Below are 26,988 nucleotides of genomic sequence, written 5' to 3'. Positions count from 1 at the left end.
GCGCGGGGCCGAGGTCTGGGGGGCGACGGCCTACTCCGACCCGGCCACGTCGTGGACTGCGGCCATCAGGTCGTCGGGATGCAGCATCAACTCGCGCACCACGCGCAGCGTCGGGTACTGGCGCAGCACCGACGCGAAGGCGGGTGATTCGAGCAACTGGCGCCAGACCGGATCGAGCGCCATCGGATCCGGTGCCGACGTATCGGGCACGACCGGACCAAGTACGCCCGGGTCACGCGCCCCCGGATCGGGCGCGTCGCCGTCCTCCAGGCGTGCGGCGAAGTCCAGGCTGGCCGGCGCCGACAGCAGCTGCATGCGGCTCGCCGCGTTGAGCGGCCGGGGCCGCGGATCCTCCGGACCGTCGCAGCAATAGAGCACCGCGCGGGCGAGGTCGTCTTCCTCGGTCGGCAGCGCGCGCAGCGAGGCGCCGCTCAGCAGGCATTCGCCCTCGCGCGTGGCGAAGGGATAGGTCGCGTCGATGTCCGCACCGGCCAGCAGCCGGAGTCCGCGCAGCAGGCGCGGCAGGTCGGTGGTCGCCGCGTCCGCCGAGGCCTTGGCTTCGACGAGCAGGCACAGGTCCCAGGCGGAGTCGCCCGCGTGCCCCAGGGTGCCGTCGTTCTCCTGGCGCCGCAGCAGCGCGACGTCCCATTCGCTCTTGGCGCGCTGGGGATCGCCGGGCATCGAGGCCGGCACGCGCAGCGAGGTCCCGACGCGATACCGGCCTTCGCCTTCGATCGCATTCATTCGTTCGACCAGCATCGCCAGCGCCGCCGTCGCGCGCGCCTCGACCGCATCGCCGCGACGCTGCGCGCCGGCGCCGTGCTCGGCCGCCTGCTCGGTGCCGGCGGACGGGCCGCGCCGCGCCCACAACGCGCGATAGCGGTCGACGAGCGGGTTGGCCGATAGCGCCTCGATGCGAAGCAGGCGCGCCAGCGCTTCGTCGCCGCGAAGCCGCGCCAGGCCGTCGCGCAGCGTCGGTTCCGCCTGGACATCGGGCCGATCGAGCAGCCGTGAGGAGAGCCCGGCGATACGCGGCCAATCGTGGGCACGCGCCGCCCCGTGCAGGCGCACGAGATCGTCGCGTGTCTCGCCCGGCGCACGGCGCGCCGACTTCGCCGGATGGGCGAGGGCGTTGACCGCCGAGCGGATCTGGCGCCGGTCTCGCTCGGCGTGCGCGGTCAGCGAGGCGTATTCGCGGGCGACCGGCGCGCGGTGGCGCAGCACCATCGCCTGGAAGGCGGCGTCACCGGCAGGATCGTCCTCTTGGCCTTGGCCTTGGCCTTGGCCTTGACCCTGGCCCTGGCCCTGGCCCTGGCCCCGACCCTGACCCTGACCCGTCCCCATCGCATCCGCGATCAGCCGCGCGAGCGCCTCAAGGAACAGCGCGCGGACCGATTCGTCCGGCGTCTTCCCGGCGGCGAGCGCCTGGCGCGCGTGCTCGATCGCCGTGGCGAGCCCGATCGCGGGTCCGCGCCGGCGCGCGGCCTCGAGCGAGTCCGGCAGCGTGGGCGCTCGATAACGGCGATCGGCGCGCAGCAGCGCGTCCGCGAGCAACGGAGGAACAGCAGGCATGGCGGCGGGGCGAGGGCGAAGCCGCCATTGTGTGTCGCCTCAGCGTTGCGGCTGCAAGGCGCCGTCGCGCCACGCGCGATAGCGGCGCGTGAGCCGCGACGCCCGCCATTGGTCGAGCACCAGCGTGATCAGCGGCGACAGGTGCCGCGACGGAGCGACACCCGACGCCATGCGTCGCAGCTGGCGCCTGGCCAGCGCCATCGTCGCGAGGCTGGCCAGGACCTTGTTCTTCCACGTCACGGCCACCGGCTCGGCCACCGCTTCGGCGGTTGTCCAGCGCGCGGGGAGATCGGGGGCGTAGGCCAGCGCCGTGCCCAGCCCGACGACGGCGATGCCGCCGGCCAGCACCCGCTCGGCGACGGCGCGGCGCCGGATGCCGCCGGTCGTCATCACCGGCATGCGGGCGTGCCGGGCCAGGTCCTGCGCGAACTCGAGGAAGTAGGCCTCGCGCGCGAGCGTGCGGCCATCGGCGGTGCGCCCCTGCATGGCCGGACTCTCATAGCTGCCGCCGGACAGCTCCAGCAGGTCGATGCCCTCGGCGTTGAGCATCTCCACGACGGCGCGGGCATCGGACTCGTCGAAGCCGCCGCGCTGGAAGTCCGCGCTGTTGAGCTTCACCGCGACCGCGAATCCCGGCCCGGCGACCGCCTTCACCGCGCGCACGATCTCGAGGAGCAGCCGCGCGCGATGCGCGATCGAGCCGCCGTAGCCATCGGTGCGGCGATTGGCCAGCGGCGAGAGGAACTGCGACACCAGGTAGCCGTGGGCCGCGTGGATCTGCACGCCGTCGAAACCGGCCTCGCGCGCGGCCAGGGCGGTGTCGGCGAAGCGGCGGACGATGGTGGCGATCTCGGCTTCATCGAGCGCGCGCACCGGCGCGAACAGCTTGCCGTGCTTGCCCATGTCCAGCGCGACCTCGGACGGCGCGTAGCCCGGGTTGCCGAGCGCGGCGAACACCTGGCGCCCCGGATGGTTGATCTGCATCCAGACGCGCGCGCCGCCGGTCTGCGCGGCCCGGGCCCAGGCGCGGAACGGCGCCAGCGGGGTGCCGGCCTCCAGCACCAGGCCGCCCGGGCCGGTCAATGCGTCGGGCGCGACCATGACGTTGCCGGTGATCAGCAGCCCGGCGCCGCCTTCGGCCCAGCGCCGGTAGAGCGCCTCGCTGCCGGGGCCGGGCAGTTGGCCGGGCTCGGCGAGCGCTTCCTCCATCGCGGCCTTGGCCAGGCGGTTCTTCAGCGTCTGGCCGTTGGGCAGGACCAGCGGCTGGTGCAGGGCGACCGCGGAAGCGGTGGGGGAGGCGGCGGAGGCGGTGGTCGGCGCGTTCGGCATGGCGAGGGGCTGTCCTGGCTTGAAAGGGAAGAGGGTCGCAGCGTAAGCTTCAAGTTGAGTTGAAGGTCAAGGGGTCAGGCATGCGGATCGGGGAACTGGCGAAACAACTGGGCATCAAGACATCGGCGATCCGGTTCTACGAGGCCAGCGGCCTGCTGCCGCAGGGCCATCGGGGCGCCAACGGGTATCGCGAGTACGGCCCGGCCGCGCTGGAGCGGCTGCAGTTCATCCAGCTGTCGCAGCGGCTGGGGTTCTCGCTGGACAGCCTGCGGCGGGCGTTCGCGCAGGAGTCCGACGGCCGGGTGCCGCATGAGGTGGTGCTCGAGGGCCTGCGGCGGCGGCGCGAGGAGATCGCCCGGATGCGGGCCGAGCTCGACGCGCAGGACGCGGAGCTGGAGCGGCTGGCCCAGGCGTGCTCGGACAGCTGGAGCACCGGCGAGTGCCTCGATCCCGGCGTGTACCTGTCGTCGGTCGGGGAGCGCTGAGGGACCGTCGATCGGCCGGTCCCGCCGCGCCGCGGGCCACGGCGATGGCCATGGCGGTGACGACGACGGCGGAACGCGGCACGCCGGTTCGGTGCCTCAGAGCATGGCGTGCGCCAACCCGATCAACGCGCAGGCGCCGAGCAGCGGCAGCACGCCGCAACGGAAGCGGAACAGCGCGACCGCGGCGCCGACGGCGATCAATGCGGCCGTGACGTCCATCGGCTGGGACAGTCCCCGGGGCCACAGCACGTGGCCGGCGAAGAACAGCGCGAGGTTGACGATCACGCCGACGACGGCGGCCGAGATCGCGGTCAGCGGCGCGGTCAGTCGCAGGTTGCCGTGGGTGGACTCGATCAGCGGGCCGCCCGCGAGCACGAACACGAAGGACGGCAGGAAGGTGAAGAAGGTGACCACGGCGGCGGCCGCGGCGCCGGCGGCGAAGAGCGCGTCGGGACCGAAGACCTGTTCCTTCCAGCCGCCGACGAAGCCGACGAAGGCGACCACCATGATCAGCGGTCCCGGCGTCGTCTCGCCGAGCGCGAGGCCATCGATCATCTGCGGCCCGGTCACCCAGTGGTGGTGCTCGACGGCGCCCTGGACGACGTAGGGCAGCACCGCGTAGGCGCCGCCGAAGGTCAGCAGCGCGGCCTGCGTGAAGAACAGGCCCATGCGGGTGAAGGCGCCGTCCACGCCGTAGAGGGCGGTGAGCACGGCCATCGCCGCGACCCACAGGCCGGCGCCGATGGCGAGCACCCGGACGAGGCGTGCCCGCGTGAACGTCGCATGGGACGGGGTCGGCGTGTCGTCGTCGATCAACGCGGGGCCGTAGGCGGCCTGGGCCGCGGCGGAACCGCCGCCGAGCAGGAACACCCGTGGCGCGAAGTGGGCGCCGATCGCGCCGATCACGCCCGCGCCGAGCACGATGAACGGGAAGGGCACGTCCAGCAGGATCGCCACCAGCGCGGCGGCGGCGATGCCCCACAGCCAGCCGTTGCGCAGCACGCGGCTGCCGATGCGGTGCGCGGCATGCAGCACCAGCGCGGTGACGGCGGGCTTGATGCCGTAGAAGACACCGGCCACGGCCGGCTGCGCGCCGAAGGCGACATAGACCCACGACAGCGCGACGAGGATCAGCAGCGAGGGCAGCACGAACAGGCCGCCGGCGACGATCCCGCCCCAGGTCCGGTGCATCAGCCAGCCGATGTAAGTGGCGAGCTGCTGGGCCTCGGGGCCGGGCAGCAGCATGCAGTAGTTGAGGGCGTGCAGGAAGCGCCGTTCGCTGATCCAGCGGCGGCGCTCCACCAACTCGGCATGCATGATCGCGATCTGCCCGGCGGGGCCGCCGAAGCTGATGAAGCCGAGCTTCAGCCAGAAGAGGAAGGCGTCGCGGAAGGCGATCGGGGCAGTGCGGTCCGGGAGCGGGGCAGGCGGGCTCGACATGGGCGGTGCTGGCGATGGGCTGGCGGGGCCGAGAGGACCATGCGAGGCAGGGGAAGCTGGCGGCTTCCTGCCGGCGACGGCGACTGGCGGCGGAGTGTGCCTCAGCGAACCTTCGTCCGGCAGTGGCGACAAGGGCCGCATGGCAACATCGCGCCTTCCGTCGAAGGACCTCTTGCCCATGCGTTCCCGCTTGTTCCCGCTTCTGCTCGTCGCCTCCCTGGCCATGCCGGTCGCCGTCCATGCCGACCCGCTGCCCGCACCCGCGAAGGCCGAGGTGACCGCCTTGCTCGCGCGCCTGGAGGCGTCGGGCTGCGAGTTCAGCCGCAACGGTTCCTGGCACTCGGGGGCCGAGGCGAGGACGCATCTGGCGCGCAAGCTCGAGTACCTCGAGAACAAGAACCTAGTGAAGACGGCCGAGCAGTTCATCGAACGTGGCGCGTCGCAGAGCAGCATGAGCGGCAAGCCCTACCTGGTGCGCTGCGGCGGCGCGGCGCCGGTCGAGAGCAAGACCTGGCTGACGCGCGAGTTGGCCGCGCTGCGAGGCGGGGGCAAGCCGGCCTCGGCGCCGGCGTCGAAGCCGGCGTTCTCGCGCTAGGTCGCGAGCCGGGGCGTTCCGGCGCGACGCCGATGCGTCGGCATCCCCGCGACGCCGACGTTCATGGCGCCGGCTGCTTCTCCAGCCGCTGCAGGATCTCGTAACCCGCGTTCACCCGCTCCGGGATCGGCCAGCTGCGGTTGGCCAGTATCACCACGCCGATCCCCCGCGCCGGCACGAACGCCACGTACGCGCCGAAGCCGCGCGTCGATCCCGTCTTGTTGAACAGCCGCGGTCCCGGCGCCGCGTGGCGCACCGGCACCGCGTTGCTCACCACCCGCGCCAGCGCGTTACCCGCCTGCAGCTGCGGCAGCGGCACCGGCCACGGGTACTGCTCCCACCCCAGCCCCTGCGTCATGCCGTCGATCTGGAAGTACCCGACCTGCGTCCCCTCGACCGCCGCGCGCGTGTCGGCGTCCAGGCCGCTCGGGTCGATGTTCAGCCGCACGAAGCGCAGCAGGTCGGCGGCCGTCGTCTTGATGCCGTAGGCCTCGGCGTCGTAGACGTCGGGCGTGACGCGCACCGCCTGGTCCTTGTCGTGGCCCCACGCGTAGTCCGCCATCGCGGCGGCGGGCATCCGGATGTAGGTGTCGCGCAGGCCCAGCCGCGGCAGCAGGTCGCCCTGGACCGCGTCCGCATACCCGCGGCCCAGCGCCGCGGCCGTGGCCCGGCCGAACAGGCCGATGCTCGGGTTGGAGTACTGGCGCTTGCTGCCCGGCGTGTAGGCCGGCTTCCAGTGCTGCAGGTAGCGCCGCATCGCCGCCTCGTCCTTGATCTGCTCCGGCACCTGCAGCGGCAATCCGCCGGCGGTGTAGGTGCCGAGCTGCAGCAGCGTGGTCCGGTCGATCGGGCGGCCCTTGAGCGCCGGCAGGTAGCGTCCCGGCGACGCGCTCAGCGACAGCTTGCCCTCCGCGACCGCCTTCGTCGCCAGCGTCGCGGCGAAGGTCTTGCTGACCGAGCCGATCTCGAACAGCGTCTTGTCGTCGACCGGATCGCTGGCCTGGCGCGAGGCGACACCGTAGTTGAAGACATACGACTGGCCGCCCACCGTCACGCCGACCGCCATGCCGGGGATGTCGTTGCGGGCCATGGCCGGCCGGATGGCGGCGTCGACGACGGCGCGGATCGCGGCCAGGTCAGGGGCCGGGTCGGAGGCGCCGGCGGCCGGAGCGGCCGGCGCCGCGTGAGCACCCAGGACGGACAGGCCCGCGGTGGCGAGCGCCACGCCGCGGGCGATGGCACGGGGAATCCAATGCATCGAAACAACCTCGTCGGAATCGCGCCGCGCGACATGCGCGGCGAGCGAGCGGACCTTAACGGCGCCGCGCCGAGGGCGGTGCACCAAAGCCGCGTTACGCCGTGCGGCCGTAACGCGTCGCCGGGACAGACGTGGAGAGGTAGGTCAGGCCATGCACCGCGAGACCCGGGTAGAACGGCCAGGGGTCAGGGTCTTCGGGGCGTCGTCGTGAGAGGCTGCTTCGATCAGCGCTCGAACCGGTAGCCCACGCCGTAGATCGACCGGATCCGGTCCGTCCCCGCACCCGCGCGTTCGAGCTTGCGGCGCAGGTTCTTCACGTGGCTGTCGACCGCGCGCTCCGTGACCTCCCGGCCATCGACATGCAGCAGGTCCAGCAGCTGCGTGCGTGCGTACACCCGTCCCGGTTGCGCCGACAGGATGTGCAGCAGGCGGAACTCGATCGGCGTCAGGTCCAGCGACTGGCCCTGCCAGCTCGCCTGCCAGCCCGCCTCGTCGATGCGCAGCGCGTCCGCGCCCGCGGCGAAGGCCGCCACCGCCGCCGCCGTCGCGGCCTCGTGCGCGCGGCTGCGCCGCAGCGCCGCCTTCACCCGCGCCATTACCTCGCGCGGGCTGAACGGGTTCTTCGCGATGTAGTCGTCCGCCCCGGTCTCCAGCCCGATCAAGCGGTCCGATTCGTCCGCCCGCGCCGTCAGCATCAGGATCGGCACGCTCCCCAGCGCCCGCAGCTCGCGGCACAGTGTCAGCCCATCGACACCCGGCAGCATCAGGTCCAGCAGCACCAGGTCGTGCCGCCGCGCCGTCCATGCGGGGATCACGTCGCGGCCGTCGGCCACGCACTCCGGCTCATGCCCCGCCGCCCGCAGGTAATCGGCCAGCAGCGCCGCCAGCTTGGGTTCGTCCTCGACGACCAGCACCCGCGCCGGCCCCGGTTCCATCGGCATCGCCGCGCCCGTCCCGATGCGGTCCTCAGCCATGGGCAGGCAGCTCCACCCGCATCCACAGGCCGCCCAGCGGCGAGGGACGGGCCTCGATCCGGCCCTCGTGCGCCTCGGCGATGCGCTGGCAGATGGACAAGCCCAGCCCCGAGCCGCCGCCGCGCCGGCTGCGCGACGCGTCGACGCGGAAGAAGCGCTCGAACAGCCGCGGCAGGTGTTCCGGCCCGACCCCCGGCGCCGTGTCCTGCACGTCGATCACCGCCTGCTCGCCGCTGAGCCGCGCGCTGATGCTCAGCGCGCCGCCGGCATCGGTGTAGCGGCAGCTGTTCTCCAGCAGGTTGGCCAGCAGCTGCCGCAGCCGACGCTCGTCGCCGAACACGCGCAGCGGCTGCTCCGGCAGGTCCAGCTGCAGCCGCAGGCCGCTGCCGTGCAGCCGCTCGCCGAAGGCGCCCGCCGTCACGCCGATCAGCTCGCGCAGGTCGACCTCCGACTTGCGATACGCCAGCGCCCCCACGTCCGCCATCGACAGCTCGTGCAGGTCGTCGACCAGCTTGTGCAGGATCGCGACCTCGCCCTGCAGCGAGCGCAGCGCCTGCGCGTCGAGCTTGCGCACGCCGTCCTCCAGCGCCTCGAGCTCGCCGTGCAGCACGCCCAGCGGCGTGCGCAGCTCATGCGAGACATCGGCCAGGAACTCGCGCCGCATCGCCTCGTTGCGCTGCAGCGTCAGCGCGAGCTGGTTGAAGTCGCGCCGCAGGCCGGCGATGTCGTCGTCGCCGCGGGTCTCGGGCACGCGGACCTCGAAGTCCCCGGCCGCCAGCCGGTGCGTCGCGTGCGCGACCCCGCGCACCGGCCGCAGCAGCCGCCGCGAGATCCAGTACGCCACCGCGCCCGCCAGCAGCACCGCCGCGCCGCCGACGATCCAGGCCGAGCGCAGCTGCGCGTCGTAGAAATGCTTCTCCGCGCCCGGGCTGACCGATTCGATCGGGGTCAGCGCCAGCCAGCCCACCGTGAGACCGTCCACGATGATCGGCCGCTCCACCGTCGGCTCCACCGGCCCCGCGTAGCCGGCCACCCGCTCGCGGTTCTCGTCGAACAGCGTGAAGCGCCGCGTCGCGCCGGTCAGGTCCGCCGGCCCGTGCTTGACCGCCGGCATGTCCGCCTCCGGCACCAGCGGCCGCAGCAGCCGGCCCCAGAGCTCGGGTTTCTGGCGCAGGAAATCCCAGCTCCCGCCGTTCTCGCGGTAGCCGGCGGTGACGCTGGTCCGCGCCAGTTCCAGCCGGTTGATCGCCTGCTCGTTGAGGTAGCCGATGAAGTCCCGGTTCAGGTTGACGTGCGAGAACACGCCCATCGCCAGCGCCACCGCCATGGCGGTGCTGAAGACGGCGATGAACAGCCGGGCGGTGAGGTTGAACGGGAGCTTCATCCGGGAGGTCGGGGCGAGTGGGCCGGGGGTATCGGGGGATCAGCGTGTCGCGCTGTCGTGGTGTCGGAGGCCGACGGGCGGGGTCGGGCGCGGCGTCGGGGTCGCATGATGACCGGCCCGCCGTGCGACAGGCAAGCCGGCCGGGCGGAGCCCGCGCGGGCGTGGCGTTCTTCAAGGTCTCTCCACATTCGTGAGACAGCATGCGCCGCCATGCCGAAGAAGATTCTGACACCCGCGCCCGCGTCCCTGTCCACCGCCACCCCGCCGCGTCGACCGGGGCCCGCGAGCCTCGCCCTCGCGCTGGCCGCCGTGGCCGTGCTGGTCCTGGCCGGCTGCGGCGAGAAGAAACCCGACGCGGTCAAGCGCGCGCCGCCCGAAGTCGGCGTGATCGTCGTGGCGACGCAGGACGCGCCGCTGGCGCTGGAACTGCCGGGCCGCCTGTCGGCCAGCCAGGTCGCCGAGATCCGGCCGCAGGTCAGCGGCATCGTGCAGAAACGCCTCTTCGACGAAGGCACCACGGTGCGCGCCGGCCAGCCGCTCTACCAGCTCGACGCCGCCACCTACGAGGCCGAACGCGCCCGCACCGCCGCCGCGCTGCAGAAGGCCGAGGCGCAGGTCGCCGTCGCCCGCACGCGCGCCGAGCGCGACGCGGAGCTGCTCAAGGCCGACGCGCTCAGCCGCCAGAGCGCCGACGACAGCGCCAGCGCGCTGCGCCAGGCGCATGCCGACGTCGCCGTCGCGCGCGCCGCGCTCGACGCCGCGCGCGTGCAACTCGACCGCACCCGCATCACCGCGCCGATCGGCGGCCGGATCGAGGTCTCCACGGTGACCGCCGGCGCGTTGGTCACCGCCAACCAGACGCAGGCGCTGACCACCGTGCAGCAGCTCGACCCGATGCATGTCGACATCGTGCAGAGCAGCGCCGAGATCCTGGCGCTGCGCCGCCAGCTCGACGCCCGCAGCGGCAGCCGCCAGGTGCGGCTGGTCCTGGAGGACGGCAGCGAGTACGCCCGCCCCGGCACGCTGCAGTTCAGCGGCGTGACGGTGGACCGCGGCACCGGCGCGGTCACGCTGCGCGCGATCGTGCCCAACCCGGACGGCACGTTGCTGCCCGGCATGGTGGTCCGCACCAAGCTGCTGGCCGGCGTCGACAGCGGCGTCGTGCTGGTGCCGCAGCAGGGCGTGACCCGCTCGCCCACCGGCGACGCCACCGCGCTGGTGGTCGGCCCGGAGAACAAGCTGCAGCTGCGCCCGCTGGTGCTGACCCGCGCGGTCGGCAACCAGTGGCTGGTCGCCAGCGGCCTGAAGCCCGGCGACAAGCTCGCCATCGAGGGCCTGCAGCGCGTGCGCGCCGGCCAGGCGGTGACGCCGGTGCCGGCGGGGACGAAGAAGGCCGCCGCGGCGACGGCCGGGCAGGGCGGCACGGCAGCATCGGGCGCAGCGGTCGCGGCGACCGCGGCGACCGCCTCGGGCGCGGGACGCTGACGCCATGGCCTCGTTCTTCATCGACCGGCCCATCTTCGCGTGGGTCATCGCCATCGTGATCATGCTGGCGGGCGCCGCCGCGGTGCGCATCCTGCCGCTGGAGCGCTACCCGGACATCGCGCCGACCCGCATCTCGATCAACACCAGCTACCCGGGCGCCTCGGCCAAGGCGATCGAGGACTCGGTGACGCAGGTCATCGAGCAGAACCTCAAGGGCATCGACGGGCTGTTCTCCATCGAGTCCAACAGCAACGCCTCCGGCGGCGCCAGCACGATCCTGAGCTTCGTCGCCGGCACCGACCCGGACCTGGCGCAGATGCAGGTCCAGAACAAGGTCTCGCAGTCGCTCTCGCGGCTCCCGCAGGCGGTGCAGGCGCAGGGCGTGCGCGTCACCAAGGCCGGCACCGAGCCGCTGATGGTGGTCATGCTCACCAGCGACAACCCGGCCGTGGCCTCGGCCGACCTGGGCGACTACCTGTCCAGCACGCTGGTGGACATCATCAGCCGCGTCGAGGGCGTGGGCGACATCAACGTGTTCGGCTCCGGCTACGCGATGCGCATCTGGCTGGACCCGGCGCAGCTGCAGCGCTACGCGCTGGTGCCGGGCGACATCCGCAACGCGCTGCTGGCGCAGAACACCGAGGTCTCGGCCGGCCAGCTCGGCGCGTTGCCCTCGCCCGAGGGCCAGCGCCTGACGGCCATCATCACCGCGCGCGCCAAGCTGCAGACCGCCGGGCAGTTCCGCGCCATCGTGCTGCGCGTGCAGCCCGACGGCTCCGCGCTGCGCCTGGGCGACGTGGCCCGCGTCGAGCTGGGCCGCGACAGCTACACCACCACCGTCAAGAGCACCGGCCAGAACGCCGCCGGCATGGCCATCCTGCCGGCCAGCGGCGCCAACGCGCTCAAGACCGCCGAGCTGGTCAAGGCCAAGCTGGCCGAGCTCGAGCCCTTCTTCCCGCACGGGATGAAGTCCAGCATCACCTACGACACGACGCCGTTCATCAGCGTGTCCATCGAGAGCGTGGTCCACACGCTGATCGAGGCGATGGTGCTGGTCGTGGCGATCATGTACCTGTTCATGCAGAACCTGCGCGCGACGCTGGTGCCGGCGATCGCCGTGCCGGTCGTGCTGCTGGGCACCTTCGGCGTGCTGGCGCTGGCCGGCTACTCGATCAACTCGCTGACGATGTTCGGCCTGGTCCTGGCGATCGGGCTGCTGGTGGACGACGCGATCGTCGTGGTCGAGAACGTCGAGCGGCTGATGCGCGAGGAGGGCCTGAGCCCGCGCGACGCGACCCGCGCGAGCATGAAGGAGATCAGCGGCGCGCTGGTGGGCATCGCGGTCGTGCTGTCGGCGGTGTTCATCCCGATGGCCTTCTTCGGCGGCTCCACCGGCATCATCTACCGCCAGTTCTCGATCACGGTGGTGAGCGCCATGATCCTGTCGGTGCTGGTGGCGATGAGCCTGTCGCCGGCGCTGTGCGCCACGCTGCTCAAGCCGGTGCACAAGGGCGAGCACGCGGCCCACGGCGGCCCCTTCGGCAAGCAGCTCGACTGGTTCTTCGGCGGCTTCAACCGCCAGTTCGACAAGTTCACCGAACGCTACGTGCACCGGGTGCGCTGGCTCACCGCGCGCGGCGTGCGCAGCTTCGCCGTCTACCTGCTGTTGATCGGCGGCATGGCGCTGCTGTACAAGTCGCTGCCGACCTCCTTCCTGCCCGACGAGGACCAGGGCAGCCTGCAGATGCAGGTCCGCATGGCGCCGGGCGCGACAGCGGAACGCATGGAAGCGGTGGCGCTGGCGATGGAGGCCTACCTGGCCGACCAGAAGGAGGTGCGCTTCTACAACCTGGTGCGCGGCTCCGGCGGCGACCAGGGCTCGGGCCAGGGCTTCATCCGGCTGACCGACTGGCAGGACCGCCCCGACAAGAGCCAGGGCGCGGCCGCGCTGGCCGAGCGCTTCAGCCGCGAGCTGGGCAAGCGCATCCGCGACGCCAACATCTTCATCGTGCAGCCGCCGACGGTGCGCGGCCTGGGCGGCAGCGCCGGCATCCAGCTGTTCCTGCAGGACCTGGGCGGCGTGGGCACGCTGGCGCTGGCCGAGGCGCGCGACCGCCTGATCGACGAGGCCAACAAGCATCCCGAGCTGGCCCGCGCGCGCATCAACAGCCTGACCGAGACGCCGCAGCTGCAGATCAACATCGACGACCACAAGGCGGGCACGCTGGGCGTGTCGACCACGACGATCAACGACACGCTGTCGATCGCGCTGGGCAGCGCCTACGTCAACGACTTCATCGACCGCGGCCGCGTCAAGCGCGTGCTGGTGCAGGGCGAGGGCGCCTACCGCGCCGACCCCGACGCGCTGCGCCACTGGTACGTGCGCAACGCCGCCGGCGCGATGGTGTCGTTCAACGCCTTCGCCACGGCGACCTGGCAGAACGGCCCGCGCCAGCTGGTCCGCTACAACGGCAGCGCCGCCTACGAGATCCAGGCCGACGTGCCGCCGGGCGTGAGCTCCGGCGCGGCGATGCGCGCGATGGAATCCATCCTGAGCGACATGCCACCGGGCATCGGCTTCGAGTGGTCGGGCCGCAGCTACCAGGAGCGGCTCTCGGGCGACCAGGCGCCGATGCTGTACGCGGTGTCGGTGCTGTTCATCTTCCTGTGCCTGGCGGCGCTGTACGAAAGCTGGTCGGTGCCCTTCAGCGTGATGCTGGTAGTGCCGCTGGGCATCATCGGCGCGCTCGCGGCCAGCCATCTGGGCGGGCAGATGAACGACGTGTTCTTCCAGGTGGGACTGCTGACGACGGTGGGCCTGTCGGCCAAGAACGCGATCCTGATCGTCGAGTTCGCGGAGACGCTGCTGGGGCAGGGCATGGGCCTGGTGGAGGCGACCTTGAAGGCCTGCCGGCAGCGCTTGCGCCCGATCCTGATGACGTCGATGGCCTTCATGATGGGCGTGCTGCCGCTGGCCTTCGCCAGCGGCGCGGGCTCGGGCTCGCAGCGCGCGATCGGCGTCGGCGTGCTCGGCGGCATGGGCAGCGCGACGCTGCTGGGCATCTTCTTCGTGCCGCTGTTCTACCTGTGGGTCAAGCAGCGCTTCAGCCGCGGCCGGCCCGCGAGGACGCCGGACGATGGACATCCGGATGGCCATCCCAGCGGCGGCTCCGGTGGCCATGGCGCCGGCGCCGGGCAGGACGCGCAGGGCCACGCCAAGCCGGAGGTGCAGGCATGAGCCGCGCGCTGAAGATCGCCGCCTGGCCCCTGGCGCTCGGCCTGAGCGCGTGCGGCAGCCTGGTGCCGTCCACCGACGCGCCGCGCCCGCCGCTGCGCGAGGACTTCCGTCCCGCCGCGGCCGCCGCAAGCGCGAGCGCGCCGGCCGATGCGGCGTCCTCGGCCGCGCCGTCCCACGAGTGGCGCGGCTTCTTCGCCGACGCGCGGCTGGACGAGGTCGTCGCGATCGCGCTGGACCAGAACCGCAACCTGCGCGCGAACGCCGCGGTGGTCGAGCGGGTGAGGGCGCAGTACCGCGTCACCGCCGCCGACCGCCTGCCGGAGATCGGCCTGAGCGCCTCCGCGACGCGCCAGCGCGCCAGCGGCGGCGCGGACGCGACCACCACCTATGGCGTCAACCTCGGCCTGGCGAGCTACGAGATCGACCTGTTCAACCGCCTGGGCAGCCTGGAGGGCGCGGCGCTGTCGCGCTTCCTCGCCGAGCAGGAGAACCAGCGCAGCGCGCGGCTGAGCCTGGCCGCCGAGGTCGCGACCGCCTGGCTCGGCCTGGCAGCGGCGCAGCAGCGGCTGGTGCTCAACCAGGACCTGCGCGACAGCCAGCGCCGCAGCTTCGACCTGGCAGAGCGCCAGTACGCGCTGGGCGCGGCCTCCGGCCTGGAGCGCGCGCGCTCGCGCACCGCGTTCGAGTCGGCGCGCGGCGACGCGGCCGAGAGCCTCACCGCGGTGACGCAGGCCCGGCTGCAGCTGGAGCTGCTGGCCGGCCAGCCCTTGCCGGACCGCCTGTTGCCGGTGGCGCAGGACGCGCCGCAGGCGCTGGCGCTGCCGGCGGTGCCCGGCGGGCTGCCGGCCGAGGTGCTGCTGCAGCGGCCCGACCTGCGCGCCGCCGAGCAGCGCCTGCGGGCCGCGGCCTTCGACGTCGGCGCCGCGCGCGCGGCGCGCTTCCCGCGCTTGACGCTGACGGCCAGCGCCGGGACGCGCAGTCCCGACCTGGACGGCCTGTTCAAGAGCGGCAGCGGCGTGTGGAGCCTGGTGCCGCAGATCGACCTGCCACTCTTCGACGGTGGCCAACGGCGCGCGCAGGTCGAGGTCAGCGAGGCCAGCCGGCGCGAGGCGATGGCGAACTACGAAGCGGCGCTGCAATCGGCCTTCCGCGACGTGGCGGACGCGCTGGCGGTGCGCGACCAGCTCGCGGAGCGGCTGGATGCGCAGCAGGCGCAGGTCGAGGCGGCCGAGCAGTCGTTGCGCCTGGCGGAGCGCAGCTACCGCCTGGGCGGCAGCAGCCAGCTCGAGGTGCTCGACGCGCAACGCCAGCTGACGACCGCGCGCCGGCTGCTGGTGACGCTGCGCCAGACGGAGCAGGTCAATCGCGTGGCCCTGCTGCGCGCGCTGGGCGGCCGCTGGACGCCGTGAATGACACTCTGGCGAGGCTTTCGATTTCGAGAAATTCGAAAACGAAGTTTTCGTTTACGGTTGTAAAGAAAGAAAAAATCGTGGTGGAAACGATATTCGAAAGTATTCGATGACTTTCTAGACTGCGTGGGTCATCCACCCGACGGAGAACCCATGAAGCAGCCCGCGTCTTCCACCTCGCGTCTTTGCACGATGTCCCGCCTGGGCGCCGCCGCCGCGCTCGCGGTCTCGGCGATCGGCCTGTCGGCGCCCGCCGCGGCCGCGCCGACCGGCTTCGGCTTGATCGCCTACTGGGGCGAGACGGCCAGCACCTACGGCGGCCAGATCCCCAGCGGCAGCTATGTCGTCATCAATCCCAACAACGGCGCGCAAGGCCTGAACGCCACCCAGGTCACCAACTGGAAGGCGGTCATCGCCAACATCCGCGCGCAGGGCGGCCAGGTGCTCGGCTACGTGCCCACCGGCTACGACCGCAACACCGCGGAAGAGCTCACCCGCTACAACGCCATCCCCGCCGAGCTGGCGGCCTACAAGAACACGCTGGGCGGCGTCGACGGGTTCTTCTTCGACGAGGCGGCCCATGACGACCTCGCGCTGAGCGACGCCCAGAAGTGCAGCGGCACGCCGCCGAAGTGGGCGAACGTGCGCTCGATGGTGGCGGGCTCCGGCGCCGGCGGCATCAAGGTCTGGAACGCCGGCTGGCCCGGCGCGAGCGGCTGCTTCGTCAGCGCCGCGCAGTCCGGCGAGCACATCGTGATGTACGAGGCCGCGTACAGCGACTACCTCAATGCCGCCAGCTGGCTCAACGGCGACGTGCAGAACCTGGCCAGCTCGCTCAACGTCAAGACCTGGCTCCTGGTCCACTCGGCGACGCAGGCGCAGATGCAGGCGACGCTCAAGGGCACGACCGCCAACTACGTCTACGTGACCAGCATGACCTACAACCCCAGCCTGCCCTGGGGCGGTCCGATCTGGAACTACACGCCGACCTACTGGGGCAACGACACGCTGAGCGGCTCCGAGCGCTGGTGCCTGAAGAGCCTCAAGAGCGGTGGGAACTGCTGAAGCGGCGCCCCAATGGAAAGAGCCCCGCCGGGAGGCGGGGCTCGCGGTGGGCCGGGCTTACCAGCCGATCGTGTAGGTCACCGTCGTCGGCGCCGGCGTGTGCAGCGACGGGCTGAAGTGGCCGACGTCGTCGTACGCGAAGCCGTAGGCCAGGCCGTAGCCGGCCGCGTTGCCCTCGGTGCCCTTGATCGAGTGGTCATGCCAGAACTTGGCGTACCAGTTGCCGCGCGTGCCGGCCGGGTAGAACGCCGCCGGGCGGTACCAGTCGGCCGGGTTGGCCAGCACGTGGCGGTTCAGCGCGGCGCACACCTGCGCCTGGATCTGCAGCTGGATCGACTTGGCCGCGTCGGCCGGCGTGTCGACCTGGAAGCTGCCGTCAGGCTTGCGCGGATCGTCCAGCTTGCCCGCGCCCAGGAACACCTCGGCCGTGTTGGGCCGGCCGTTGATGTAGTACGTGCCGTTGGACTTGCCGCCGGTGAAGACGAATCGGTTGGTGCTGCCGTCCACGCGGCCGCGGAAGGTGCCCAGGCCGTCCAGCGTGAACACCAGGTCCTGCGTCTTGAAGCGGTTCCACATCTCGCCGATGTAGCCGTCCAGGTAGGCGCCGTTCACGTCGCCCGGCCGGAAGGTGAAATGCGCCGGCGCCAGGATGCGGGTGCGCGGCGGCACCGCGGGGAAGTTGGGCTCGGCCAGGCTGCGGAACTCGGCCGGCACCTCCTGCTGGAACCTGGTGAACAGCGTGTCGCGCGACTCGGTCAGCGGCTCGCCGACGGTCTTGTCGTAACCGCCCAGGCCCTGCACCCGCAGCTTCAGCGGGAAGCCGAAATGGTCCACGCGGGTCGTGTTGACGAAGATGCCCTGGTCAGGCAAGCCCTTGCGGATGATCGCGAACTCGCCGAAGTCGAAGACCACGTCCAGGTTGGGATCGGTGGCGTTCTCGATGTTGGCGCCGGCGTAGGCGATGTGGCCCGCGCCGTCGGTGTTGACCTCGATGTACATCGGGCTGCCGACCGACATCAGCACCCGCGCCGAGTTGATCGGCGGGATCGTGATCTGCCGGGTCTGCGACAGCGGGAAGAAGTAGTTCGCGTACAGCCGGCCGTTCTTCGGCACGGTGTTGTCGGACAGGCGCATCGGCACGACGTTGCCGGCCGCGTCGACATGCACGAACTCGCCGGTCTCCCAACTCTTGCCGATGATGGCCCAGTACACCTGGCTGTCGGGCCAGCGGCCGTTGGTGGCGTTCTCGATCCGGAAGGTGGTCTTCGTGTTCCAGTCGGCCGCGCCGCCATCGCCCGGATTGCCCGGATTGCCGGGGTTGCCCGGATCGGTGCCGCCGCCCGAGCCCACCGTCGCCGCGAAGCGATCGCTGTCGTAGGCCGGGTTGCCGTTGTTGTAGGTGAACCAGTAGTCGACCCGCGTGCCGGTCGTGGCGCCGGGCAGGGCCAGCTCGAAGCGGTTGGTCCCGCTGTTCCTGGGCATGCGCAGGTTCTGCTGCGCGCCGCCGTTGAGCGCGTAGTGCGCGTCGACCCAGGTGGTCGCGACGTTGGACCGGAACCAGAGCGTGGCCTGGCTGCCGTTGAAGTCCACGCCGTGCGAGAAGCTCGCATTCGACTGCGCGTGCAGGGGCGCGCTGAAGCTCAGCGCGAAGAAGGCCAGGCAGGCGCCCAGCCAGGACAGAAGTCGTGTCATGTCGTCTCCGAAGGATGTTGTCGACGGGGGCGCTGGAGGCACCGAATCGACGCGGACAGGGAACGCTCTGCGGCGTCCGCCCGGACCTGCGACTTCACTCCTGCGGCGCCGATCCTAGGCAATTCGGACGGATTGTGAAAGCGCTTTCATGCCAGTGGGGGTTTGAAGGTGCAACGGCTTGAAAGCAGGCGTGGCGGGGAAGGGCGCGTCGGCGCGGCGTCAGGGCGCGTGCGAATCGGGAGCGCGGTCCCAGGCCGGAACGGCCTGCCGGGCGAGGAGTGGCTTGGGGTCAGGCAGCGTTGCCTTATCGTTGGCGGATTCGTTCTTGCACAACTGTTGCCTGACACGATCCTCACCCCAACCCTCTCCCGCAGTGCGGGAGAGGGAGCAAGGCAATCGCATCGCCGCAACCTTGGCGGCTCCCTCTCCCGCGCTGCGGGAGAGCGCGGGGGGTGAGGGTCTGCGCATCGCTCCCATGTCGACTCCCGCCACCGCCGACCCCGAGTTCTCCCTCCGCAAGATCGCCGTGCCCGCGTTCGGCCCGTCGCTGCTGTTCGGCGTGGGCGAGGGCGCGATCCTGCCGATCGTGCCGCTGATGGCGCGCGAGCTCGGCGCGTCGGTGTCGATGGCGGCCTTCGTGGTGACGCTGATCGGGCTGGGCTCGCTGCTGAGCAACATCCCGGCCTCGGTGATCACGATGCGCTGGGGCGAGCGCTGGGCCATCGTCGCCGCCGGCGTCTGGAGCGCGCTGGGCATGGCGCTGTGCGTGCTGACCTCCGGGCTGGTGCCGTTCGCCATCGGCTGCTTCATGGTGGGCATGTCGCAGGCGGTCTACATGCTGGCCCGCCAGAGCTACCTGACCGAGGCGGTGCCGGCGATCTACCGCGCGCGGGCGCTGTCCACGCTCGGCGGCGTGATGCGGATCGGCATGTTCATCGGCCCGTTCCTCTCCGCCGCCGCGGTGCATGCCTACGGGCTGCCGGCGGCTTTCGGCGTCGGCATCGCCGGCGTGCTGGCCGCCGCGTCGATCGGCCTGCGGCTGCCGGACCTGGAGACCCCGCCGCATCCGCCCGGCGCGCCCGCGCCGGCCCCGGTCTCGCTGGGGTCGATCCTGGCGGACCACCGCAAGGTCTTCCTGACGCTGGGCCTGGGCGTGGTGCTGGTGAGCGCGGTGCGCGCGTCGCGCCAGGCGGTGATCCCGCTGTGGGCCGACCACCTGATGCTGGCGCCGGCGGTGGCCTCGCTGATCTACGGCGTCTCCGGCGGCATCGAGATGCTGCTGTTCTATCCGGCCGGCCGCGTGATGGACACCAAGGGCCGCCGCTGGGTGGCGGTGCCCTCGATGCTCATCATCGGCGCGGCGCTGCTGGCGATGCCGTTCACCGGCGGCTTCGTCTCGCTGCTGATCGCGGCGACGACGATCGGTTTCGGCAACGGCATCGGCTCGGGCCTGGTGATGACGCTGGGCGCGGATTTCGCGCCCCGCCACGGCCGCGCCTACTTCCTCGCGGTGTGGCGCTTCCTGTCGGACATCGGCGGCTCCTGCGGGCCGGCGCTGCTGTCGGCGCTGGTGGCCACCGTGTCGCTGGCCGGCGGCATCGCCGTCACCGGGATGCTGGCGTTGGCGGCAGCGGCATTGCTGGGGGCGTGGATTCCGGCTCGAACCGCGGCAGCGCCGCCATCTCCGCCGCGCTGAGCCCGCGCCGGTCCATCACGCGCGGGACCAGGAAGGCCCGCCAGCGGTCCTCGAAGGCCTCGACGTCGCGCAGGTACTCCACATGGCTGGCCGTGTCGGTGCCCGCCAGGCGCTCGCCGGTCAGCACCAGCGCCAGCCCCGGCGACAGCCACGACCAGCGCTCGACGAACGCCGCCTGCCGCAGGCGGCTGTCCTCGAAGCGCCGCATCAGCGGCCGCAGCCGCCGGTCCTGCTCGAGCACCCGCGGCACGAAGCTGGCCGGCCACGCGGCGGGCAGGGTGGCGGGCACCGCCGGATGCCGCGCGTACCAGTCGCGGGCGAGGGCGTCCTCCCGCTCCTCGCTGTCCTGCTGCGCGTCGCGGATGTCGACGATGGCGGCCATGCGCGAGGGCATCGGTGCCTCGTCCCGCGCGATCGCCGCCAGCCCCGACGGCACCGCGAAGGTGAGCAGCAGCCAGGCGCCGAGCGCCGTCAGCATCGCCGTGGCCCCCGACACCGGCAGCCAGGACAGCAGGCCGCCGAGCACCACCCACACCGCGCAGAAGCCCGCCAGCGCCAGCAGCCAGGCCGCGCCGACGGCGACCGACGCGCCGGGATCGAGCGCCAAGGCCGGCAGCGTGCCGAGCATCGCCACGACGCTCACCGCCAGCCACCGCCAGCCGAGCGCGGCGGTGATCGCCGGTCCGAGCCCGTGCCGCGCCTGCACGCGCAGCAGGCCGAGCCGGCCCTGTTCGCGTTCCTCCTGCAGCAACCCGGCGCAGAGCACCAGCGCGACCAGCGGCAGCAGCAGCGCCACCATCGCCGGCACGCCCGGCAGGCCGGTGTCGGTCAGCAGCGGATTGCGCAGCGGCCCCAGCGGCCGAGCGTCGACCTGGCGGCTGTCGAGCGTCGCCTTCTCGCGCGCCGGCAGCACATCCAGCCGCCGGATGCCGAGCGCGAGCCCGTCGGCGACCGGCATGCGCGTCGCGCCGAGTTCCCCGCGGCCCAGCTGGTAGGTCGCCTGCGCGGCCGCCGGGCCCGGCGCGGTCTGCTGGAACTGCGCGACGGCCTGTCCTTGCAGCTCGTCGATGCGCAGCGCGTCCGCGGCCGCCGCCTGCCGCCAGGCGCGCGCGTCGAGCCCGGCGGGGATGGACACGGCCAGCAGCACCGCCAGCAGCGCGCCGAGCGCCCATCGCGCGAGCGGCAGGCGCCGCAGCCGCAGGCCCTCGGCATGCCAGGTGTCGGGCGACGGCAAGCGATGCGTGATCGTCATGAAGGTCCTCGAAGTCATGGCGTCAACCTCCGCGCGCCCAACACGAGCGCGCCCGTCGCGGCCGCGAGCCACAGCCCCAGCGCGACCAGGTCCGGCATCGCGTCGCGCAGCGCGAAGTCCAGGCCGGGCGCCTCGTACGACCAGACGGGAATCGCCTGCCATTGCGCGTCGCCGGCGTACTTGCTGTCGAAGGACGACACGCCGCGTGTCGCCTGCAGGTCCCACTCGTCCATCAGCGTCGTGAAGCGCTGGCGGTACTGCTCGGCGGCGTCCTCGAAATGGCGCCGGTGCGCCAGGTCTGTGCCGGCCAGCGCGCCCGCGATCGCGCGCATCGGCGCCATCGGGCTCGGCCAGGTCACGCCGCGCAGCAGCACCTGCTGGTGCAGCCGCGCTTCCCACAACGCGCCGAAATGCAGCGCATGGACGCGGGCCGCGTAGGCGTCGCGGAACAGCCGCCGCGACGCGTTCGCGCCGAACGGCAGGTCCTCCAGGCGGGCCACGCCGTGCCCGGCGAGCAACGCGGCGTCGTAGGCCTTCAGGCGCTGGCGCGCGTCGCCGTCGCCGGGCAGGCCTTGCTCGATGTCGTCGGCGATGGCGCTCCAGAACGCCTGCCCCGTCGGCGGCGGCGCGACGCGGTCGACCAGCGAGGCGCCGAGCCTCGGCACCAGGAACATCGCCGTGACCCAGAACGCGCCCAGCGCGAGCAGCGACGCGCGCGAGCTGCGGCTGGTCATCGAGACCAGCACCGTCAGCGCGGCCCACACGGCGTAGTACACGAGCAGCGCCGCGCCCAGCGCGAGCGCCGCCGGCAGGCTGCGCCGATCGACGACCAGCCAGGCGCCGAGCAGCAGCGCCGGCGCCAGCACCAGCCCCACGCCGGCGCACAGGCCCAGCCACTTGCCCAGCACCAGCGGCCGCGCGCGCACGCCGCTGGCCTGCAGCTGGCGCAGCGTGCCGCTCTCGCGTTCCTGTGACACCGTGCCGTGGCCCAGCACCGCGATCAGCAGCGGCACCAGCGTCACCAGCACGAAGGCCGGCGTCAACTCGCCCAGGCCGGGCGAGGGCGCCGCGTCGGCCGCGGCGGTGAACATCGCCATGCCGCGCCGGTGCGGTTCCAGCCACAGCGCCTGGCCGGCCTGGGCGTCGAGGCCCGGCTCGATGCCGGCCAGCGGGGACGCCGGCTTGAACGCGTACAGGCCGAAGTGGGCGCCGCGGTGCGGGTTCTTGTCGCCCTGGTGGTCCCACTGGGCGCGGGACGCGGCCTCGACCTCGCGCCGTTCGCCCTCGGCCTGCTGCTGGCGCTGATGCGCGGTCGCCAGCATCGCCGCGAAGAGCAGCAGCAACGCCGCGCCCAGCGCCCACAGTCGCCCGTCGCGCAGCAGCGCGCGCGTTTCCTTGAGCACGAGCGCGCCCCTCATGGCGACACCTCGCCGGCGCCGCGCGCGTGGCGCAGGTAGATGCGCTCGAGTTCGTCGTGCGCGACGTCGCGGGCGTCGAGCTCGGCGACCAGGCGGCCCTCGCGCAGGATGCCGATGCGGTCCGCGACCTGCAGCGCGTTGAACAGGTCGTGCGTGGCCATCAGCACCGCCAGGCCGGCGTCGCGCGCGGCCAGGACGCTGCGCGCGAACTCGTTGGCCGCGGCGGGATCCAGGCCGGAGGTCGGCTCGTCGAGCAGCATCGCCCGGGCCTCGCGGGCCCGCGCGATCGCCAGTCCGACCTTCTGGCGCATGCCCTTGGAGTAGCCGCCGACCCGGCGCGGCTGGGCGTCCCCGGCCAGTCCGGCCTCGGCCAGCAGCGCGCGGGCGCGCGCGGCGTCGATCCTCAACCCCGCCAGCGCGCAGAAGTAGCGCAGGTTCTCGATGCCGCTGAGGTAGGGATAGAGGGCGACGTTCTCCGGCAGGTAGGCGATGCGCGCGCGCGCCGCCTGCGGATCGCGCGACGCGTCGATGCCGTCCACCAGCGCCTGGCCCGATGCCGCCGGCACGAAACCCAGCAGCGCGTTCAGCGTGGTGGTCTTGCCGGCGCCGTTGCCGCCCAGCAGCGCGTAGACGCAGCCGGACGGCACGCGCAGGTCCAGCGCGTCGAGCGTGACCCGGTCGCCGCGCCGCACGACGAGGCGGCGCGCCTCGAGCAACGAAGGGGCGCTCATCAGAAGAACACCTTCAGCGACGCGCCGACGGTGGTGCGCGGCACCGGCGACAGCATCAGGCCCGCGGCGCTGCCGTAGGCGATCTCGGAGCCGAAGCGCTGCGGCTGGAACACCGCGTACAGCGTGGCCTGCATCGAGGCCCAGTCGTAGGTCGCGCGCAGGTCGTAGCGCGTGTAGGCCGGCATCGTGCGCGGCTGGATCGTCGGCGTGCCGACGTAGTAGGGGATGTCGCCGAGGTAGTAGGCATCGGCGTTCAGCGTGACCCGGCCGGCGCCGAGCGCGAAGCGGTGCTGCGCGCCGGCCTTGAACTGGCGGCCCGGCACGGACAGCTTCGCGCCGGTGTTGGGCGCGGGGTTGTTGACCGTGGCCTCGAGGATACGACCGAGGCTCGCGTACACGCTGGTGGACGCCGCCAGCTGCCAGCGCGTCTCCAGCTCGACGCCCTTGCGCGTCGTGTCGCCGACCGACTTGAAGGAGCCGTCGGCCTGGCCGGTGATCTCGTCGTCGTTCTGGATGTAGTAGGCGGTGCCCGAGACGGTCCAGCCGGCCAGCGGCGCGGCGGTGAAGCCGGCGTCGTAGGACCGCACCTTGCTCGGCGCGACCTGGCTGATCACGCCGCCCGGCGCGCCCAGCGGACCGGCGGCGCCGCTGCCGCTGATCTGCTCGGCCGCGGGCGAGCGCATGCCCTGCGCGACGTTGGCGAACAGCTCCAGCGACGGCGACACCGACCACGACGCGCCCAGCTTCGGCGTCAGCGATCCCTTGCGGTAGGCGGTGCTGGCCGCGGGCAGCTTCAGGTTGCCGATGTCGTAGTCGAAGCGGTCGTAGCGCGCGCCGGCGCTGAGCTTGAGGGCGCTCACCGGCCGCCATTGCGCCTGGGTGAAGACGCCGTAGGTGAGCAGGTCCAGGTCCTGCGCGTTGAGGTAGTTGGCCGTCGGCGCGCGGTTGACGTAGAGGCGGCGGAAGGCGTCGCCGCGGTCGGCGCGGGCCTCGGCGCCGACGGCGAGGGTGGCGTCCTCGGCCAGGCGCCAGTTCCGCAGCACGCGGCCGCCGAAGATGTCGCGGTGGTCGACGCCCACCGTGTGCTGCGTCGCGCTGGTGGCGATGCCGCGCGTGCGGTCGAAGCGCTCCGCATAGGCGGTCGCGTGCCAGCCGATGTCGCCGTCCGCCGGCGCCCGGTTCAGCACCAGCGTCGTGCGGCGCGCGTTGCCGAAGCCCGGGTTGCCGACTTGCGTCGAGCGCGGGTCCAGGCCGCGCTCGAGGTCGGGCAGCAGCAGGTAGCCGGCGGCGTCGAAGTCGGCGAGGTAGCGGGTGAAGCGCAGGCTGTAGCGCGCGTCGCCCAGCCGGGTGCCGAGCTTCCAGAACAGCGTGTCGCGGTCGGTGCGCGAGTCGCGGCGGTAGCCGTCGTTGCGGTAGACGTCGGCCACCAGCAGCGAATCGATCCTGGGCAGCCGGCCGTCGGGGTCGTTGCCGAAGGTGTTGGACAGCACCAGCGAGGCGCGGCGCAGGCCGAAGCGCTCGACGCTGACGCCGAGGCTCGAGGGCGTGGCGGCGCCGCCGTCGCGGGTGCGGATGTCCACCGCGCCGGCGCGGTTCTGGTCGCCGTACAGCGCGGAGATCGGGCCCTTGACGACGTCGATGCCGCCGATCATGTCGCCGGTCAGCCACTCGAGGAACACCGGGCCGTGGCCGGCGCCGCCCTGGCTGGACGGCACGTTCTGCGGCACGCCGTCGACGTAGACGGCGGTGTCGGCGCCGTGCGTGCCCTGCGTCGCGAAGCCCCGCATGCGGAAGCCGTTGCCGGTCTCGCCTTGGTCGATGTTGTTGGCCAGCACGCCGGGCACGCGGCGGAAGACGTTGGAGATGTCGCGGCCGATGTTGGTCGCGGCGATGTCGTCCTCGCCCAGGTGCTGGACCGCTGCGGGCAGCGCCGCCGGCGTGAGCGAGAGCGCGTTGCGGTCGCCCGGCTGGCGGGTCGGTGTGGCGGCGCGGCCGGAGACCTCGACGCGGCGCAGCGATCCCGCCGGAGCGGCGTCGCCGCCGGTGCCCGGCGCGGTGTCGCCTGGCGCGGCGCCGGCGGTCACGGATCTGGCGTCGGATCGGGCGTCCGACTCGGCCTTGGATCGAGGCTCGGAGGGGGCGTCGGGCGACGCGGCGCGAAGGGACAGCGGCGCGAGGAGCAGCGTCAGCGCGAGGGCGACGGGCGTGGCGGCGAAGGCCGGCCGGCGGGCGAGGGAGGAGGAGAAAGCGTTCATGGGACGACGAAAGGCGACCCGCGGCGCGCCGCAAGGGAGCGAGGGCGCGCGCGGGCAGGCGGCCTCGGCGGACCGGGACGGTCCGGCCGGGCGGCCAGGGATGAGGTCTGCGCGAAGCGCGGCCGTCGTCCGGCACCAAAGAGGCGGACGAGGCGGGCAGGGCGTGCGAGGGGATCAGGCGTCCGCGCGGGGACGCATCAGGCCTGGGGAGGCCCTCGGGGATCGGCCGCGAGCGCGCAGCGCCCGGTGGGCAGCCCGCCGGGCAGCGCGGCCGGCGGGGCCGAGGCTTCGGCATGGAAGGAGAAGGGCGGCGGCGTGTCCGTGGCGGCGAAGAGCTGCGCATGGAACAGGCACCAGGCGCAGCCGGCGCCCTTGACCTCGCCGGTGGCGTCGGTGCCGTCGTGATCGTCCGCGTCCGCGTCCATGTCCGCGACCACATCCGCGTTCGCCGCCGACGCGACGAGCGTCGCGGTGTCGGACGTCGCCGATGCCGATGCCGATGCCGATGCCGATGCCGATGCCGATGCCGATGCCGATGCCGATCCCGGACTCGAGAGACCGAGTTGTTCCGCGACGGGCTGGCTGACGTGCAGCGCCTCGTGCAACGGCCACGCCAGCAGCACGCTCGCCACGAGGAGGGCGAACGTCCAGAAGCGCAGGGACCGGCTGAAGCGGGGCATGGAGCGGTGGCGGAAGGGTCGTTGCCGGGAGGTGGGCGCAACGACGCGGCCGGCATTGTGCACCGGCCTTCGTGACGCGCCTTTGGTCATGCACCGCGTGAACGGGGGGAGCGAGGGCGCGCGGCGCGGCCGGCGAGCGCGGCGCCGCAGGTCGATGGGATCGACGGTCGACGGGCGGCATGGGCCGGCGTTCGCGCGCGCGAGCCGGACTACAGTCGCGCGATGACTGCTTTTCACGCCGGCTCGCCGCTCAAGGCGATGCGCACCGAGCGCCTGCTGATGCGCGCGTCCACGCCGTCGATGGCCGAGGCCGCGATCGACTACCAGGCGCGCAACACGGCGCACTTCGCGCGTTGGGACCCGACGCGGCCGGCCGACCATTGGGAGCTCGAGCCGACGCGCAAGCGGCTGGCGGGCGAGGAAGCGGCGTTCGACGCGGGCAAGACCTGGCGCTTCTGGTTGTCGACGCACGACGCGCCGGAGCGCCTGATCGGGCAGTGCACCTTGTCGGATGTCGCGCGTGGCGTGTTCCAGAGCGCGATGCTGGGCTACAACCTGGACGAGGCGCATGTCGGCACTGGCTTGATGCGGGAGGCGCTGGCGCACCTGCTGGACGAGGCGTTCGGGCCGGCGGTGTCGCTGCACCGGGTGCAGGCGTCGGTGCGGCCGGAGAACCACCGCAGCCGGCGCGTGCTGGAAGGCCTGGGCTTCCAGCGCGAAGGCTTCAGCCCGCGCTACCTGTTCATCGACGGCGCCTGGCGCGACCACGAGACCTTCGCGCTGATCAATCCGTCGTGGGGCGAGACGCGGCCACCGGGCTGAGGAAGCGCGACCTTCGCATGAGCATGTGCGCCGAGCTTCGTTGCCCGGGCACGCCGGCGCTCGCAGGCTATGGGGCTGTCCAGATCGATGACCCCTCGAAAGCCTCCATGTCCGTCCGACTGTCTCTCTCGCCGACCCTTTACCCGTCCCCTCGTTCTTCCCGTCGCCCGACGCTCCTTGCCCCGACGCCGCTGAGCGCCGTGGCGTT

The 26,988-nt window shown here is 72.7% G+C and carries 20 protein-coding genes; 8 read left to right on the top strand and 12 right to left on the bottom strand.

What is annotated here, in order from left to right:
- Window positions 1-30: 30 nt before the first annotated feature.
- Window positions 31-1,572 carry a 3-deoxy-D-arabino-heptulosonate 7-phosphate synthase gene (locus tag N5D62_RS25745; protein ID WP_279760885.1) on the bottom strand — a complete coding sequence of 514 codons (1,542 nt, stop codon included), beginning with the start codon at window positions 1,570-1,572 and terminating at the stop codon, window positions 31-33.
- Window positions 1,573-1,611: 39 nt separating this feature from the next.
- Complete coding sequence (locus N5D62_RS25740) at window positions 1,612-2,901, bottom strand: NADH:flavin oxidoreductase/NADH oxidase family protein (protein WP_279760884.1); 1,290 nt, start codon at window positions 2,899-2,901, stop codon at window positions 1,612-1,614.
- Window positions 2,902-2,981: 80 nt separating this feature from the next.
- Here N5D62_RS25740 and N5D62_RS25735 point away from each other — a divergent pair, with 80 nt between their 5' ends.
- Window positions 2,982-3,386 carry a MerR family transcriptional regulator gene (locus N5D62_RS25735; protein ID WP_279760883.1) on the top strand — a complete coding sequence of 135 codons (405 nt, stop codon included), beginning with the start codon at window positions 2,982-2,984 and terminating at the stop codon, window positions 3,384-3,386.
- 96 nt (window positions 3,387-3,482) lie between these two features.
- Here the strand turns inward: N5D62_RS25735 and chrA are convergent, their stop codons facing one another.
- The gene (chrA, locus tag N5D62_RS25730; protein WP_279760882.1) at window positions 3,483-4,826 is read right to left on the bottom strand and encodes a chromate efflux transporter; all 1,344 of its coding nucleotides are present in this window, start codon (window positions 4,824-4,826) and stop codon (window positions 3,483-3,485) included.
- Window positions 4,827-5,004: 178 nt separating this feature from the next.
- Here chrA and N5D62_RS25725 point away from each other — a divergent pair, with 178 nt between their 5' ends.
- On the top strand, window positions 5,005-5,421 hold the full coding sequence (locus tag N5D62_RS25725) for a DUF5329 domain-containing protein (protein WP_279760881.1): 417 nt from the start codon (window positions 5,005-5,007) through the stop codon (window positions 5,419-5,421).
- Window positions 5,422-5,482: 61 nt separating this feature from the next.
- Here the strand turns inward: N5D62_RS25725 and ampC are convergent, their stop codons facing one another.
- From ampC to N5D62_RS25710, 3 genes are all read right to left on the bottom strand, one after another.
- A complete protein-coding gene (gene ampC / locus N5D62_RS25720) occupies window positions 5,483-6,679 on the bottom strand; it encodes a class C beta-lactamase (RefSeq protein WP_279760880.1) in 1,197 nt (398 codons plus the stop codon).
- A 224-nt stretch (window positions 6,680-6,903) separates the two neighbouring features.
- Complete coding sequence (locus tag N5D62_RS25715) at window positions 6,904-7,653, bottom strand: response regulator (protein ID WP_279760879.1); 750 nt, start codon at window positions 7,651-7,653, stop codon at window positions 6,904-6,906.
- On the bottom strand, window positions 7,646-9,037 hold the full coding sequence (locus N5D62_RS25710; protein WP_279760878.1) for an ATP-binding protein: 1,392 nt from the start codon (window positions 9,035-9,037) through the stop codon (window positions 7,646-7,648). The genes N5D62_RS25715 and N5D62_RS25710 overlap by 8 nt, the downstream gene beginning before the upstream one ends.
- A 210-nt stretch (window positions 9,038-9,247) precedes the next feature.
- On the opposite strand from N5D62_RS25710, the gene N5D62_RS25705 reads away from it, so the two are divergent.
- From N5D62_RS25705 to N5D62_RS25690, 4 genes are all read left to right on the top strand, one after another.
- Entirely contained in the window at window positions 9,248-10,522 is a 1,275-nt protein-coding gene (locus tag N5D62_RS25705) for an efflux RND transporter periplasmic adaptor subunit (RefSeq protein WP_279760877.1), read from the top strand.
- A 4-nt stretch (window positions 10,523-10,526) separates the two neighbouring features.
- Window positions 10,527-13,760 (top strand): efflux RND transporter permease subunit, encoded by a 3,234-nt coding sequence (locus N5D62_RS25700; protein WP_279760876.1) that lies wholly within the window; start codon window positions 10,527-10,529, stop codon window positions 13,758-13,760.
- Window positions 13,757-15,169, top strand: a complete 1,413-nt coding sequence (locus N5D62_RS25695; RefSeq protein WP_279760875.1) for an efflux transporter outer membrane subunit — start codon at window positions 13,757-13,759, stop codon at window positions 15,167-15,169. The genes N5D62_RS25700 and N5D62_RS25695 overlap by 4 nt, the downstream gene beginning before the upstream one ends.
- A 153-nt stretch (window positions 15,170-15,322) precedes the next feature.
- Entirely contained in the window at window positions 15,323-16,234 is a 912-nt protein-coding gene (locus tag N5D62_RS25690) for a spherulation-specific family 4 protein (RefSeq protein WP_279760874.1), read from the top strand.
- Between the two features lie 57 nt (window positions 16,235-16,291).
- Here N5D62_RS25690 and N5D62_RS25685 read toward each other — a convergent pair whose 3' ends face one another.
- A complete protein-coding gene (locus N5D62_RS25685) occupies window positions 16,292-17,926 on the bottom strand; it encodes a glycoside hydrolase family 64 protein (protein WP_279760873.1) in 1,635 nt (544 codons plus the stop codon).
- Between the two features lie 475 nt (window positions 17,927-18,401).
- Here N5D62_RS25685 and N5D62_RS25680 point away from each other — a divergent pair, with 475 nt between their 5' ends.
- Window positions 18,402-19,622, top strand: coding sequence for an MFS transporter (locus N5D62_RS25680; RefSeq protein WP_279760872.1), 1,221 nt, complete (start codon window positions 18,402-18,404; stop codon window positions 19,620-19,622).
- Here the strand turns inward: N5D62_RS25680 and N5D62_RS25675 are convergent.
- The 5 genes from N5D62_RS25675 to N5D62_RS25655 all read right to left on the bottom strand — a co-directional run bounded on the left by N5D62_RS25675 (window position 19,531) and on the right by N5D62_RS25655 (window position 25,958).
- The gene (locus tag N5D62_RS25675; protein ID WP_279760871.1) at window positions 19,531-20,892 is read right to left on the bottom strand and encodes a DUF3526 domain-containing protein; all 1,362 of its coding nucleotides are present in this window, start codon (window positions 20,890-20,892) and stop codon (window positions 19,531-19,533) included. The two genes, N5D62_RS25680 and N5D62_RS25675, sit on opposite strands and share 92 nt — an antisense overlap.
- Window positions 20,889-22,292 carry a DUF3526 domain-containing protein gene (locus N5D62_RS25670; RefSeq protein ID WP_279760870.1) on the bottom strand — a complete coding sequence of 468 codons (1,404 nt, stop codon included), beginning with the start codon at window positions 22,290-22,292 and terminating at the stop codon, window positions 20,889-20,891. Before N5D62_RS25670 ends, N5D62_RS25675 begins: the two co-directional genes overlap by 4 nt.
- Complete coding sequence (locus tag N5D62_RS25665) at window positions 22,289-23,023, bottom strand: ABC transporter ATP-binding protein (RefSeq protein ID WP_279760869.1); 735 nt, start codon at window positions 23,021-23,023, stop codon at window positions 22,289-22,291. Before N5D62_RS25665 ends, N5D62_RS25670 begins: the two co-directional genes overlap by 4 nt.
- Window positions 23,023-25,278 (bottom strand): TonB-dependent receptor, encoded by a 2,256-nt coding sequence (locus N5D62_RS25660; protein WP_279760868.1) that lies wholly within the window; start codon window positions 25,276-25,278, stop codon window positions 23,023-23,025. The genes N5D62_RS25665 and N5D62_RS25660 overlap by 1 nt, the downstream gene beginning before the upstream one ends.
- Before the next feature lie 197 nt (window positions 25,279-25,475).
- Window positions 25,476-25,958: a hypothetical protein gene (locus N5D62_RS25655; protein WP_279760867.1), complete on the bottom strand. Its 483-nt coding sequence runs from the start codon at window positions 25,956-25,958 to the stop codon at window positions 25,476-25,478.
- A gap of 222 nt (window positions 25,959-26,180) precedes the next feature.
- Between N5D62_RS25655 and N5D62_RS25650 the strand changes: the two genes are divergently transcribed.
- The gene (locus N5D62_RS25650) at window positions 26,181-26,780 is read left to right on the top strand and encodes a GNAT family N-acetyltransferase (protein WP_279760866.1); all 600 of its coding nucleotides are present in this window, start codon (window positions 26,181-26,183) and stop codon (window positions 26,778-26,780) included.
- Window positions 26,781-26,988 lie beyond the last annotated feature (208 nt).

Origin of the sequence: Mitsuaria sp. GD03876, from assembly GCF_029840635.1 — a bacterium.
In the GTDB taxonomy this organism is placed as follows: Bacteria; Pseudomonadota; Gammaproteobacteria; order Burkholderiales; family Burkholderiaceae_C; genus Roseateles.
The sequence above is the reverse complement of the archived record's forward strand: the minus strand, read 5'-3'. Positions and strand labels throughout refer to the sequence as shown.